The sequence below is a fragment of the Pseudomonas sp. MWU12-3088 genome (assembly GCF_023242405.1).
Classification (GTDB): domain Bacteria; phylum Pseudomonadota; class Gammaproteobacteria; order Pseudomonadales; family Pseudomonadaceae; genus Aquipseudomonas; species Aquipseudomonas kribbensis.
The window spans coordinates 386,879-400,941 of record NZ_JALJEA010000003.1 but is presented as its reverse complement, the minus strand read 5'-3'; the positions used below and the strand labels follow the sequence as shown (position 1 = coordinate 400,941).

Below are 14,063 nucleotides of genomic sequence, written 5' to 3'. Positions count from 1 at the left end.
TGAATCAAGACTGTTTCTGAATTACTTAGACGAGACTGAATCATGGCCCTCGACATTCACGCTCACCGCATCCTGATCCTCGACTTCGGTTCGCAATACACCCAACTGATCGCCCGCCGCGTGCGCGAGATCGGTGTGTACTGCGAACTGCACCCGTTCGACATGGACGAGGATGCGATCCGCGAATTCGCTCCAAAAGGCGTGATCCTCGCCGGCGGTCCCGAGTCCGTGCACGAAGCCAACAGCCCACGCTGCCCGCAAGCGGTGTTCGACCTGGGCGTACCGGTCTTCGGCATCTGCTACGGCATGCAGACCATGGCCGAGCAACTGGGCGGCAAGGTTGAAGGTTCCGAGCTGCGTGAGTTCGGTTATGCCCGCGTTGACGTGGTCGGCAAGAGCCGTCTGCTCGACGGCATCGAAGACCACATCGACGCCGACGGCCTGTTCGGCCTCGACGTATGGATGAGCCACGGTGACAAGGTCACCAAGATGCCAAGCGACTTCCACATCCTGGCCAGCACCCCGAGCTGCCCGATCGCCGGCATGTTCAACGACGAGCGCGCTTACTACGGCGTGCAGTTCCACCCGGAAGTGACCCACACCAAGCAGGGCGGTCGCATCCTGTCGCGCTTCGTTCTCGACATCTGTGGCTGTGAAGCCCTGTGGACCCCGTCGAAGATTGCCGAAGACGCGATCGCCAACATCCGCGCACAGGTCGGCACCGACAACGTCCTGCTGGGTCTGTCCGGCGGTGTGGACTCCTCGGTGGTTGCGGCGCTGCTGCACAAGGCCATCGGCGACCAGCTGACCTGCGTCTTCGTCGACAACGGCCTGTTGCGTCTGCACGAAGGCGAGCAAGTGATGGCCATGTTCGCCGAGAACATGGGCGTCAAGGTGATCCGCGCCAACGCTGAAGACCAGTTCCTGAACAACCTGGCCGGCGAAGCCGATCCGGAGAAGAAGCGCAAGATCATCGGCCGTACCTTCATCGACGTGTTCGATGCCGAATCCTGCAAGCTGGACAACATCAAGTACCTGGCCCAGGGCACCATCTATCCGGACGTGATCGAGTCGGCTGGCGCGAAAAGCGGCAAAGCGCACGTGATCAAGTCGCACCACAACGTGGGCGGCCTGCCGGACGAGATGAACCTGAAACTGGTCGAGCCACTGCGCGAACTGTTCAAGGACGAAGTCCGTCGTCTGGGTCTGGAACTGGGCCTGCCGTACGACATGGTCTACCGTCACCCGTTCCCGGGCCCGGGCCTGGGCGTGCGGATCCTCGGTGAAGTGAAGAAGGAATACGCCGACCTGCTGCGTCGCGCCGACCACATCTTCATCGAAGAACTGCGCAAGGCCGACTGGTACCACAAGGTCAGCCAGGCGTTCGTCGTGTTCCAGCCGGTGAAATCGGTGGGCGTGGTAGGTGATGGCCGTCGTTACGCCTGGGTCGTGGCCCTGCGTGCCGTGGAAACCATCGACTTCATGACCGCGCGTTGGGCACACCTGCCTTACGAACTGCTGGAAACCGTTTCCGGCCGCATCATCAATGAAATCGAAGGCATCTCCCGCGTCACTTACGACGTGTCGAGCAAGCCGCCGGCGACTATTGAGTGGGAGTGATCCCGCACACGCCTTGACGGCGTGAGAGCAGGCAACCCCGAGGCCGCGTGAACAGTGTTCACGCGGCCTTTTTATTGCCGCTTACAAGGGACCGGACCAGCCGGCCAGGGTCATGCCACGCTCGTCCAGTGCCTTGAGCAGGTCTTCGACACTGTTGAAGCGTTTCTCATGGAGGGCGGGCCAGGCGGGGCGTTCGATGAACCAGCGACCGGATTCCCAATGGATCTCCGTGCGTACAAGTGCATTGTCGCGGCTGCGATGAACCAGCAAGGTGGATCGGGGTTCCTGTTTCAAGGTGTACATGCCCGGACGATTCAGCAATTGATCGATCTCCTTTTGCGTCTGGGCGTTCCACGGCGTCTGCACCTGCAGACGCACATCACCTTTTACCTGCCCGGCCGGCTTGCCCTTGTCATCGAAAAAAGTCCTTCCGGGATCGGGTTCGAACCCACGGGATTTACCGTAGCCAACGTCTTCAATCCGCAGGCCGACGGCGTTTTCCAGCTCACTGACGCCTGCGACACCCTCGAAGGTGTTGGAGTGTGAATTGCCCATGAGCGAGACCCATTTGTGTGGTCCGCGCGCGGACTGATCGGCCTCGATGATGGTGTGGGCAAAGAAGTTCATCATCTTCTGCCGGGTCGTCGCGTCAAGGCCTCGCATACCTTCCAACCGGTAGCTGGCCATGCAGTCGATGGCTTGAATGCGCACTCCTTGACGGTTGGCTTCCTTCACCAGATTGAGAAAGGTGTAGCGTCTTGTGGGATCGGTGATGTGACCCTGGTCAAGGCCCTCCAGATACAGCTCAAGATCCCGGGGCATGACCGAGGTTCTGGCAAAGTTGTCCAGCGCTGCCTGGTGGAAGTCCGTGAGCAGATGTTCCATGTACAGGGTCTTCACGCCTTTTCGAGCGAGCGCAGGCATCTGTTCGATGAGCCATTGCTTGCTGCCGATCTCGGAATGACTCTCGCCGATGACCAGACCGTTGAATTGCTTCAGGGATTTCTCGATGAACGATTCGGCGCTCGAGGCCTGCTCGACAGGCGCCAGCGTCGTACGCGGCGCAGGATTTGCTCGGGCATAAAAGCCGTTGGCGGCCTCACGCAGTTGTTTGCGCAGCGCCCTGAACGTGTCGAGGGGCCGATTGCCTTCCAGGCTCTCGAAAGCGTCACCCAGTGTTCGCTCATTGCCGATGACGGCAGCATTTTTCAGTTCATTGCGAAACGCTACGGGAATTTCGTAAGGCGAACTGATCAACGGAGTATCAGGCAGTGACACTTCAGGATTGACCACTGCGCCGGCACCGGTGGTGGATATCGAAGGCTCGATGCCCGGCAATTGTCCCTCGGTTGCCAGCGGATCGATGCGCACGCGCCTGAGTGTCAGGCCTTCATCGGTCAAAGCCGTCGCCAGTTCCTGAACACTGTCAAAGTGCCGGCCGCTGACGGATATCCATTTGGGGCGGACGATGAAAAAGCCTCCGGCATCCTTCTGGATCGTTGTTGTTACCAGCGTGCCGTCGCCGCTGCGATGAATGAGCGTGGAGGGCTCCTGGATCATGAACATGCCCCTTCTGGGTAACGCTTCTTCGAGCGTTCGGGCGGTGATCGTTGGAGGAGGTCCATTCAATTGCAGGCGCAAGTCGCTTTTAAGCAGGTCGACGGGGTTGCCGACGAGATCACGTACCTTTTTGCCCAGGTCGGTTGTCAGGCCTTCCGCCTGACCTACGGTGATTTCCTCGACCCGCAGTGTCGGCGCACCTTCCAGTTCACCCAGCCCGGCGACCTTGTCGAAGGTGCTGGCGCGTCCTTCATCCAGCAACGCCACCCAGCGATGGGCGCCCCTCGCTGCCTGATCGGCCTTGATCACGGTGTCGGAGAAGTAATTCTGCATCTTGCGGCTGCTGACTTCAGACGTGTGTTCCATGTTCGGGAAACGCCGGCTGGCCATGCAGTCGATAGCCTGCACACGGATATGGTTTTTCTGTGCACTCCTGATCAGCTCGGTATATGAATGGGGCCCTGTCGGGTCGGCGTCGAAGCGGACATCCAGTGACTTCAGATAATCTTCCAGCTCAGTCGGCATGTTGCCGGTCTTGTGGAACAGGTCGAGATTCGTTTGATGGAAATCGCTCAGCAGATGATCCAGGTACAGGGTTCGGACCTTCTGTTTGTTCAATGCCTTGAAGTTGTCGATCAGAATACCTCGCGCTCCAGTGCCGCTGCTGTCCTGTCCGATCACCAGTCCAGGCGCTTCCTTGAGCAGGCGCTTGGTCATGTCGGCGAAAGGCGTTGCGGGTTTGAAGGGCGATATCGCCGGGCGTGGCGGGGAGTTCGGAGCACTGTAAAAATCGATGGCGTCGTCATACAGGCTGCGCCGCAGCGTCTTGAAGTCCTGATAAAGGCTGTCACTCCCGGTCTGGCTGTTCAACGGGAAATCATCGACATGCCTTTCCGCCACCGGGCGCAGAGCCGATCTGGACCACAGTGACGTGTCATAGGGCATCGTTTGTGTTGCCATCTCGGGCAACGGGTCTGCCGTATGACCCCAGGGCCAATCGCCGAACAGCTTCATTCCCCCTCTGAGTCCTGGGCGGGCGACCGGCTGCCATTTCAACGCTTCGTTCAGGCGTACCGGCACGTTGCGATAAAACGAATAGGGATTGGCCGGGTCGACAATGACCCAGCTACGCATCTGCTCAACGTAACGCACCTGGTAGAAACCCTGGTTACCCCAGGCTCGGCGCATGTAAATGTAGTACTTGCCGGACGCGGTCTGAAGGATCTCCTGGAATTTTGGGTCACCGGTTTCTATCCGGGTGCCTTCGCCGATCTCGGTCTTGAAGGACGCCAGAAAATCCTCCGGCGCTGCCGGCAGCACTTGCTTCGGTGCGATCTCCGACAGTGTCGGCAGTGGTGAACGTGCCAGTGCCGCTTCGGCCAGTTTTTCTTCAGGTTTTACGGACAGCCCGGTCTGAGCGAGTTCTTCTTCCGGCGCAATGAAGGTCTCGGTCTCTGCAATCTCGGGCAGTCGCCCGCTGCCTTTGATGAACGTGGCGTTGAACAGCGTATCGATGGCCGCGAAGATTGCTCCGGTCACGCCGGCCTTGCGCGCCTGCGGCGTCTTGCCGTTGACCGCCTGATCGATCTGCAACCCGACGTTGGCGATGCCCGCACCGACCACGGCCAGCGCTACCGGCCAGCCAACCGCCGCCATCGGTCCGAATACGCGGTTGAAGGCGTTGAGGTAACCGATCCACAGTTTTTTGCGCAGATCACCGTTGGAATGCAGCATGAATTCCGCGTCGCTGATCATGCGGGCGTGGGTGGCGGTCGCCAGAAAACTGAAGATATCGCCATCGAGTGCAACACCGGTGTGAGCCACCAGAGTGTGATCGTCGCTGTCCCAGGTGCTGACGAGCAGATCCAGCACGTGGTTCAGCCCGACGTTCTCGATATGTGGTGCGCGCCATAGCTCCGAAATACCTCCCGCCAGAGGACCGAAGGCCCAGAGCCAGCGCCGTTTCGCGACTGCGCGCCAGGATGTGTCCTCCATGATGTCGTGATCGGCGACCTGGAAGTGCGCCATGAAGCGTTTGCGATCAGAGGGCTTTCTGATCTGCGACAGCACCCACCAATGCAGGTCGCGAGCGTTCTGCAGGGCATGCACCCCCCAGATTTCACCCGGGACATAAAGAATGGTGCCGCCCTTGCCATCGGTGATGCACAGGATGTCGGTCGCGACGAACCCGCCGATTTTCAGCAGGCCGATGCGCAGGCCATCGGCTTGTGCAGCTTCTTCTTCGAGCATCTTGCGCGTCACCGGCCAGCTGACGTTGCCGGCGATGGCTTTTACGGCGGTGCGGAAGTTGTCGTCGGAGAGCCGGCCACCTTCTCGATCTTCCATGGCCTTGGCCAGGAAAGTGCATTTGGCCAGGGTTCTGAAGGTCTTGCCGTGCTTGTTCCAGAACGAATCGACCTTTTTCCGGTAGCGATCGGCGAAGTTGATCGCCCAGAACGCTTTGAGTACGTCGCGGCTGTGCAGCTTCACTTCGTTGGTTTCGTTATAGGTGCCGGCGTCCGGGCCGACGGTATAGAAACCTGCGTCGGAATCGAGCAGATCGGCATTGTCCTGGTCGTGAACGCTGAAGCGCTGGATCACCAGTTGCGGCAGGGTCATCGACTCGCGCGGGGTTTCGAACAGATGCTCCCAGCCGGTAAAGGTTCGCGGGCTGCTTTGTGCGGCGTGGAACCGATGCCAGTAAACCTGTTCGGGTTCCAGGTGAGCGAGGTCGTGGCTGGCGAGGATCTCTCTGGCAATCGCGCAGGCCATTTCATACATGTCGGGGCAGGCCTCGACCAGGGCGGGAACCAGTGCCTTGAGGGCGTTTCTGTCGGCGGTGTTGGGCAGTGCTATGTCGTGTGTCGTGTCCACAGTCTTTCCTTGAGCGTGGTGGATAAAAAACGACCGCGATCATTTCAATAGGTGAGGAATACGTCTGTCAGACACCTGGCTGTTGGCGTGTCGTCTGAAGGAAAAAGATGAATGGGAAACAGGCTTCGTGCCTGTAGTCTGCGGCCATCCGCCGCGCTGCCCTTACTGTTTCGCAACCGCAGGTGTATCGTATTCGCCTTTTGCGGGCGCCCTGGCCCGCGGCTGATACGAGAGGTAGTTGTGCCCATGTCCTTTACCCGTCGACAAATTCTCGGTGGCCTGGCCGGCCTTGCAGTGGTTGGCGCGGGAGCCGGTGGTGCGACGCGTTACTGGCTGGGCAAGGTGGCCGATGCCAACGCCGGGCATGACTACGAGCTGATCGCCGCACCGCTGGACGTCGAGCTGGTGCCAGGGCACAAGACCGAGGCCTGGGCGTTCGGCCCGTCGGCACCGGGCACCGAGTTGCGCGTGCGTCAGGGCGAGTGGCTGCGGGTGCGCTTCATCAACCATCTGCCGGTCGCGACGACCATTCACTGGCACGGCATCCGCCTGCCGCTGGAGATGGACGGTGTACCTTACGTCTCGCAATTGCCGGTGCTGCCGGGTGAATACTTCGATTACAAATTCCGCGTGCCGGACGCCGGCAGCTACTGGTATCACCCGCATGTCAGCAGCAGCGAAGAACTCGGGCGCGGGCTGGTCGGGCCGTTGATCGTCGAGGAGCGCGAGCCGACCGGGTTCAAGTACGAAAAGACCCTGAGCCTGAAGAGCTGGCACGTCGATGAAGAAGGCAACTTCGTCGAATTCAGCATTCCCCGCGAGGCGGCCCGTGGCGGTACGGCGGGGCGGCTGGCGACCATCAACGGCGTGCCGTCACCGGTGATCGAGTTGCCGGCCGGGCAGATCACCCGTGTGCGTTTGCTCAACCTCGACAACACCCTGACCTATCGCATCAACATTCCCGGTGTCGAAGCGCAGATCTATGCGCTGGACGGCAACCCGGTCGAGCCCCGGCCGCTGGGCAAGGAGTACTGGCTCGGCCCGGGCATGCGCATCTGCCTGGCGATCAAGGCACCACCGGCCGGTGAGGAACTGTCACTGCGCAACGGCCCGGTTCGCCTCGGCACCCTGCGTTCGGTGGCCAACAACGACGCGCCGACCGAGTGGCCGAAGGCACTTCCGGCCAACCCGGTAGCTGAGCCGGACCTGGCCAATGCCGAGAAACTCAACTTCAATTTCGAATGGGTCGGTTCGGTGTCGGTCAATGTCGACAACGGCAAGCCGCCGAGCCTGTGGCAGATCAACGGCAAGGCCTGGGACATTACTGACAAGACCTGCGCCGATCGGCCGATCGCCAGCCTGAAACTGGGCCAGAGTTATATCTTCGAACTGAAGAACATGACCCAGTACCAGCACCCGATCCACCTGCACGGCATGAGCTTCAAGGTGATTGCGTCGAACCGGCACAAGATCGTGCCGTACTTCACCGACACTTATCTGCTGGGCAAGAACGAGCGTGCGCAGGTGGCGCTGGTGGCGGATAACCCGGGGGTATGGATGTTCCACTGCCACGTGATCGACCACATGGAAACCGGCCTGATGGCCGCCATTGAGGTGAAGTGATGCGCCAGATTCGCCCCGCGGCGATCATCGACCGCAGCCGTGACCGTGACTTCATGCGTGAAGCATTGGCGTTGGCCGCCCAAGGTGCAGCCCTCGGCGAAGTGCCGGTGGGCGCGGTGCTGGTGCAGGACGGCGAGATCATCGGCCGTGGATTCAACTGCCCGATCAGCACCAGCGATCCCAGCGCACACGCAGAAATGGTCGCGATCCGCGCCGCCGCGCAAGCAGTGGATAACTATCGTCTGCCGGGCAGCACGCTGTACGTGACACTGGAGCCGTGCAGCATGTGCGCCGGGCTGATCGTGCATTCGCGGGTTGCTCGCGTGGTGTACGGCGCGCTGGAGCCCAAGGCCGGGATTGTGCAGAGCCAGGGGCAGTTCTTCACTCAGGGCTTTCTCAACCATCGAGTGTTGTATGAAGGCGGGGTGTTGGCGGAGGAGTGTGGTGCGGTGCTGACCGAGTTTTTCAGGGCACGGCGCGTGAAACCCGCAGACTGAATAAAAAACCTGTGGGAGCGAGCATGCCCGCTCCCACAGGTTTTTTAGTGATCGGAAGATTTACTTCTTAGCGACAATCACCGCCCGCATCGGCGCCGGCAGCCCTTCAATCGTTTTGCTGTGATCTTGCGGATCAAGGAAATCGCTCAACGACTGATACTTCATCCACTCGGTTCCGCGCTGTTCTTCAACGGTGGTAGTGCTCACGTCCACGCATTTCACATCCGTGAAACCCGCACGCCGTAGCCACAATTCCAGCGCCGGCACCGACGGCAAAAACCACACGTTTCGCATCTGCGCATAACGGTCTTCCGGCACCAGCACCTGATGCTTGTCGCCTTCGACCACCAGCGTCTCCAGCACCAGTTCGCCGCCCTTCACCAGGCAATCCTTCAGCGCCAGCAAATGTTCGATCGGCGAACGACGGTGGTAGAACACGCCCATGGAAAACACCGTGTCGAAGCCTTCCAGATTCGGCGGCAGGTCTTCGAACGGGAAGGGCAAGTGCCAGGCATTCGGCTCTGACAGATAACGCTGCACCGCCTGGAACTGGCAGAAAAACAGCCAGTTCGGATCGACGCCGATCACGCTGTCGGCGCCGGCACCGAGCATGCGCCACATGTAATAGCCGTTACCGCAACCGACATCGAGGATGCGTTTGCCCTTCAGATCGAGATGCGGAGCGACTCGCGACCACTTCCAGTCCGAGCGCCATTCGGTGTCGACGTGTACGCCGAACAAATCGAACGGTCCCTTGCGCCACGGTGACAGGCCCATCAGCGCGGTGCGCATCTGTGCGCGGGTTTCGTCGTCGCAATCGGTATCCAGCTTCAGGCCATCGAGCAGGTCGACTTCACTCGGCTGGATCTTCGGCAGGGCGTCCAGCGCACTTTGCCAGCGCTCCAGATCGCCGTGGCCTTTCTCCATTTTCTTGTCGAGTTGCGCTTGCAGGGTGTTGGCCCAGTCGGCCAGCGGTGTACCGGCCAGACGGCGGGCGAGGGGAGACAGATCAATCATGGCAAGGCAATCAACGAGGCAAAGTTAAGACACTGGAACCACGGCACGACTTTCGAGAACCCGGCGGCCAGCAGGCGCTCGCGGTGTTCTTCGAGGCTGTCGGGCTTCATGACGTTTTCGATGGCGCTGCGCTTCTGGGCGATTTCCAGTTCGCTGTAGCCGTTGGCGCGTTTGAATGCCACGTGCAGGTCGGTCAGCAGCGCGTGTTCTTCGGCGTCGTTGAAGCGCAGCTTCTCCGACAGAATCAGCGCGCCGCCCGGTAGCAGCGATTGGCGAATGCGCGACAGCAACGCCGTGCGCTGCTCCGGAGCAATGAATTGCAGGGTGAAGTTCAGCGCCACCACCGAGGCCGGTTCGAAATCGAGGGCGAGGATGTCGCCTTCGATCACTTCGACCGGCAACAACTCCTGGAACATCGAGTCCTGACCGTTGAGGTATTCGCGGCAGCGCTCGACCATCGCCGCCGAGTTATCCACCGCGATCACCCGGCAACCGTCGGTGCGTACATGTCGGCGCAGGGCCTGAGTCACGGCACCCAGCGAAGCGCCGAGGTCGTAAAGGACGCTGTTCGGCTGAGCGAACTGTGCCGCAAGCACGCCGAGGTTCTCGACGATGGTCGGGTAACCCGGCACCGAGCGCTTGATCATGTCCGGGAACACCCGCACCACGTCTTCGTTGAAGGCGAAGTCAGGCACCTGGGCCATCGGCTGGGCGAAAATGCGATCGGGTTCTTTGCTCACGGCGGTTCCGGCGGTGTCGATGAAAAGGCCGGCATTTTAGCCAAACTGGCGCGCAGATGCGCGGGTTGTCTGATAAACCGCCCGATCAAAGGACCGGGCGTTTGCTCTGGGAAAATGCCGAGGCGGCGATGCCCCACTGCCCCAGCCAGTAACTGAGGATGATGACGTACGGCGCGGCGTGGAACGGTGTGACAAAACGATCAATACCGATCACGCTGTCGGAGAACACGAACGCCACCGCGCCGCCCGCCGCGAGCAGCGCCGAGCGTTGCGGTACGCCACTGCCGAGTCGGGCCAGGGCGCGCCAGAGCATGGCGCTGATGGCGGTGCCGTAGACGATCACCGGCACGGTCAACGGTCCGAGTCCGCTGGAAATCAGGATGCCGAGCAGGATTGCGCCAACGCCAACGGCAAGGATCAGCGGTAGCAGGGCCGGGCGCCGGCAATCGCTGAGGTAAGCCTTTAGATACGCCAGATGCGCCACCAGAAACGCACCCAGGCCAAACACGAACAGATCCCCCGGCCATGCCAGCAACACATCACCGAGCAAAGAGAAAATCAGACCGAGGCTGATCCAGCGGCGATAGTCGCTGGGCGGTGCATCGTGCAACCAGCCTAGCAACGCCAGCACCGGCAACGGTTTGACCAGCAGGCAAAGCAGCGCCGCATGGGTGCTGACGCCGTAGAGAAAGGTCGCTGCGCCCATCAGCGCGAGGATCAGCCAGCCCACGATCAGTTCACCGAGATCGCGCAGTCGAAGGTTTCCACCGGCTCGACTTCAGGCTCCCAGGGTTGCTGCGACGTCAGGCGCAGGCGCCCGGTGCCAGTGGCAAAGGCCTGGAAACGCCAGGTGGAGAAGCCGCCCGCGCCGACCATACCGGAATCTTTCGGGCTGCTGTAAACCTCGGGGCTCAGCGCATGCAGCACCCCGCCGGCCGAGTCTTGAATGGCCCAGCGATAGCCGGTGGTGGGGTTGCTTGGCAGCATGACGGTCAGGTTCTGGCCGTTGGTCAGCCGCACCGGGCATTCGCTCTGTTTTTCCACGGTCACGTTGGTTTTCGGTTGCGTGGCGCAGGCGGCCAGCAGGGCGAGGGACAGGGGGACAAACAGGCGAGTGGGGGACATAGGCTCAGCAGCTCCGGCGTTGGCGACGAACGGCGAGCATAACTGAAGATGAGACAAAGTGTGACAGCCGGGGGAAGGTGTGATCATTCCCACGCTCTGCGTGGGAATGATCGTTAACTCAAGCCGTAATCAGAAAAGCACCTTCGCCACATCCGCAAACTTCTTGGCGAAATGCACCGTAATGCCTTCCTTCAGGTAATCCGGCAGTTCCTCGAAGTTACCCCGATTCGGCTCCGGCAGAATCAACTCGAAAATCTTCTGCCGCCGAGCCGCAATCACCTTCTCGCGCACCCCGCCAATCGGCAGCACATGCCCGGTCAGCGTCAGTTCACCAGTCATCGCCACCCCTTTTTTCGGCGGCTGATTACGGGCGAGGGAGAGCAGAGCACTGGCCATGGTCACGCCGGCGCTCGGGCCGTCTTTCGGTGTTGCGCCTTCCGGCACGTGCAGGTGGACGAAGGCTTCGTCGAAGAATTTCGGATCGCCACCGAAGGATTTGAGGTGCGAGCTGACGTAGCTGTAGGCGATCTCCGCCGACTCCTTCATCACATCGCCCAGTTGTCCGGTGAGCTTGAAGCCGCGATTCAACGTGTGAATCCGCGTGGCCTCGATCGGCAGGGTCGCACCGCCCATGCTGGTCCAGGCAAGTCCCGTGATCACGCCAGTGCCGGACAGCACTTGCTCATTGCGGAACACCGGATGGCCGAGTGACGCTTCGAGGTCTTTCGGGCCGAGCTTGATCACCGCTTTCGGGTCGTCGATCAGCTTCATCACCGCTTTGCGCACCAGTTTGCCCATCTGTTTTTCCAGCTGGCGCACGCCGGCTTCACGGGCGTAGCCGTCGATCAGGGCTTTGAGGGCGCTGTCGCTGATGCTCAGGCTGCCCTTGGACACGCCGGCCTTTTCCAGCAGTTTCGGCCACAGGTGGCGCTTGGCGATGGCGACTTTTTCTTCGGTGATGTAGCCCGACAGGCGAATCACTTCCATCCGGTCCAGCAACGGGCCGGGAATCGAATCCAGGGTGTTGGCGGTGCAGACGAACAGGACTTTCGACAGGTCCATCCGCAGGTCCAGATAGTGGTCGAGGAATTCGACGTTCTGTTCCGGGTCGAGGGTTTCCAGCAGCGCCGAGGCCGGGTCGCCCTGGTAGCTCTGGCCCATCTTGTCGATCTCGTCGAGCATGATCACCGGGTTCATCACTTCGACGTCTTTCAACGCCTGCACGAGTTTGCCTGGCTGCGCGCCGATGTAAGTGCGGCGGTGGCCCTTGATTTCGGCTTCGTCGCGCATGCCGCCGAGGCTGAAGCGGTAGAACGGCCGGCCGAGGGATTCGGCGATGGATTTGCCGACGCTGGTTTTACCCACGCCCGGCGGGCCGACCAGCAACACGATGGAGCCGCTGATTTCACCTTTATAGGCACCGACCGCAAGGAATTCGAGGATGCGATCCTTGATGTCATCGAGGCCGGCGTGGTGTTTGTCCAGCACCTTGCGCGCGTGCTTGAGGTCGAGCTTGTCCTCGCCGTACACGCCCCACGGCACCGAGGTCGCCCAGTCGAGGTAGTTGCGGGTGACCGCGTACTCCGGCGATCCGGTTTCGAGGATCGACAGTTTGTTCATTTCTTCTTCGAGGCGCTTCTGCACCTGTGTCGGCAGAACCTTGCCTTCCAGGCGCTGCTCGAACTGTTCGAGGTCGGCGCTGCGGTCGTCCTTGGTCAGGCCCAGCTCTTGCTGAATGACCTTGAGCTGTTCCTTGAGGAAAAACTCGCGCTGGTGCTCGCCGATCTTGCGGTTCACTTCGGCGGAGATTTCTTTCTGCAGGCGCGCGACTTCGACTTCCTTACGCAGCATCGGCAGGACTTTTTCCATGCGCTTGAGCATGGGGACGCAATCGAGCACTTCCTGCAATTCAGGGCCGGTGGCTGAGGTCAGGGCGGCGGCGAAGTCGGTCAGCGGCGACGGATCGTTGGGGCTGAAGCGGTTGAGGTAGTTCTTCAGCTCTTCGCTGTACAGCGGGTTGAGCGGCAGCAGTTCCTTGATCGCGTTGATCAGCGCCATGCCGTAGGCCTTGACCTCGTCGGTCGGCTCGGTGGGCTGGTGCGGGTATTCGACTTCAACGAGATACGGCGGGCGATGGTGCTTGAGCCAGGTCTTGATGCGCACACGGCTCAGGCCCTGGGCGACGAATTGCAGTTTGCCGTTTTCGCGGCTGGCGTGGTGCACCTTGACCAGGGTGCCGTATTGCGGCAATGCCTTGGTGTCGAAGTGGCGCGGGTCTTCCTGGGGCGTGTCCATGAAGAACAGGGCCAGGGAGTGGTGTTCGGATTTGCTGACCAGTTCGAGGGTTTCGGCCCAGGGTTCTTCGTTGACGATGACCGGCAGCACTTGGGCCGGGAAGAACGGGCGATTGTGGATCGGGATGATGTAGACCTTGTCCGGCAGGTTCTGGCCGGGCAGGGCGAGGCCTTTGCCGGGGACGTGGTGTTCGATGTGCTCGGCGTCGGTTTCGGTGATGTCGTCCGGGTTCTCGGGGAATTCTTGCTGGTCGCTCATGGGGCACCTGCGCAATGGGGTATGGGTGTTAGATGGGGCAGGGTTTTGGTGGTTTCAATGGGGTGGGGTGTTTCTGGTTGTGTGTTCAGGGTTTTGACAGGGTGTTGGGCTTGGCGGCCTCTGGGCCGGCCATGCTGGGGATTTATCGAGTACATATCCGTTTCTTCGGGTGCACCCGCTGGCGGTTTCGCCTTTACGGCGACTCACTTTTTTGACAAACGCCTCAAAAAAGTAAGCAAAAAAAGGCTTGTCCCAACGTTCGGCCCGCTCGCTGAGGCTCGGGGTTCCTTCGCTCCGGGATTCATCCGGGGGCATCGCCTCCGGTTTGCTGCGCTGCACCTCCTCTCGATGTGTTCGACTTCGTCGAACGGCGCTGCGCGCCTACCCCCGGATGAACCCCTCCACTCAGCCTGCCGACGGGACCTGTGGATCAAGATCAAAAGCGTTGTCGAGC

9 protein-coding genes are annotated in these 14,063 nt (G+C 60.8%); 3 read left to right on the top strand and 6 right to left on the bottom strand.

Features of this window, described 5'->3' with window-relative positions; translation table 11 throughout:
* Positions 1-42 precede the first annotated feature (42 nt).
* Positions 43-1,620 (top strand): glutamine-hydrolyzing GMP synthase, encoded by a 1,578-nt coding sequence (gene guaA, locus M5B98_RS10490; protein WP_085709414.1) that lies wholly within the window; start codon positions 43-45, stop codon positions 1,618-1,620.
* Between the two features lie 81 nt (positions 1,621-1,701).
* Here the strand turns inward: guaA and M5B98_RS10485 are convergent, their stop codons facing one another.
* Entirely contained in the window at positions 1,702-6,054 is a 4,353-nt protein-coding gene (locus M5B98_RS10485) for a membrane-targeted effector domain-containing toxin (RefSeq protein ID WP_248742662.1), read from the bottom strand.
* 246 nt (positions 6,055-6,300) lie between these two features.
* Between M5B98_RS10485 and M5B98_RS10480 the strand changes: the two genes are divergently transcribed.
* Together M5B98_RS10480 and tadA are read left to right on the top strand one after the other, a co-directional pair.
* A complete protein-coding gene (locus tag M5B98_RS10480) occupies positions 6,301-7,677 on the top strand; it encodes a multicopper oxidase family protein (RefSeq protein WP_192552312.1) in 1,377 nt (458 codons plus the stop codon).
* A complete protein-coding gene (gene tadA, locus M5B98_RS10475) occupies positions 7,677-8,174 on the top strand; it encodes a tRNA adenosine(34) deaminase TadA (RefSeq protein WP_248742661.1) in 498 nt (165 codons plus the stop codon). Before M5B98_RS10480 ends, tadA begins: the two co-directional genes overlap by 1 nt.
* A 60-nt stretch (positions 8,175-8,234) precedes the next feature.
* On the opposite strand, the gene cmoB is transcribed toward tadA, so the two are convergent.
* From cmoB to lon, 5 genes are all read right to left on the bottom strand, one after another.
* Positions 8,235-9,191, bottom strand: coding sequence for a tRNA 5-methoxyuridine(34)/uridine 5-oxyacetic acid(34) synthase CmoB (gene cmoB, locus M5B98_RS10470; protein ID WP_248742660.1), 957 nt, complete (start codon positions 9,189-9,191; stop codon positions 8,235-8,237).
* Positions 9,188-9,895, bottom strand: coding sequence for a carboxy-S-adenosyl-L-methionine synthase CmoA (cmoA, locus tag M5B98_RS10465; protein WP_248742761.1), 708 nt, complete (start codon positions 9,893-9,895; stop codon positions 9,188-9,190). Before cmoA ends, cmoB begins: the two co-directional genes overlap by 4 nt.
* Before the next feature lie 121 nt (positions 9,896-10,016).
* On the bottom strand, positions 10,017-10,661 hold the full coding sequence (locus M5B98_RS10460; protein ID WP_248742659.1) for a lysoplasmalogenase: 645 nt from the start codon (positions 10,659-10,661) through the stop codon (positions 10,017-10,019).
* Between the two features lie 2 nt (positions 10,662-10,663).
* A complete protein-coding gene (locus tag M5B98_RS10455) occupies positions 10,664-11,056 on the bottom strand; it encodes a protease inhibitor I42 family protein (protein WP_134827999.1) in 393 nt (130 codons plus the stop codon).
* A gap of 129 nt (positions 11,057-11,185) precedes the next feature.
* Complete coding sequence (gene lon / locus M5B98_RS10450; RefSeq protein WP_085709421.1) at positions 11,186-13,609, bottom strand: endopeptidase La; 2,424 nt, start codon at positions 13,607-13,609, stop codon at positions 11,186-11,188.
* Positions 13,610-14,063 lie beyond the last annotated feature (454 nt).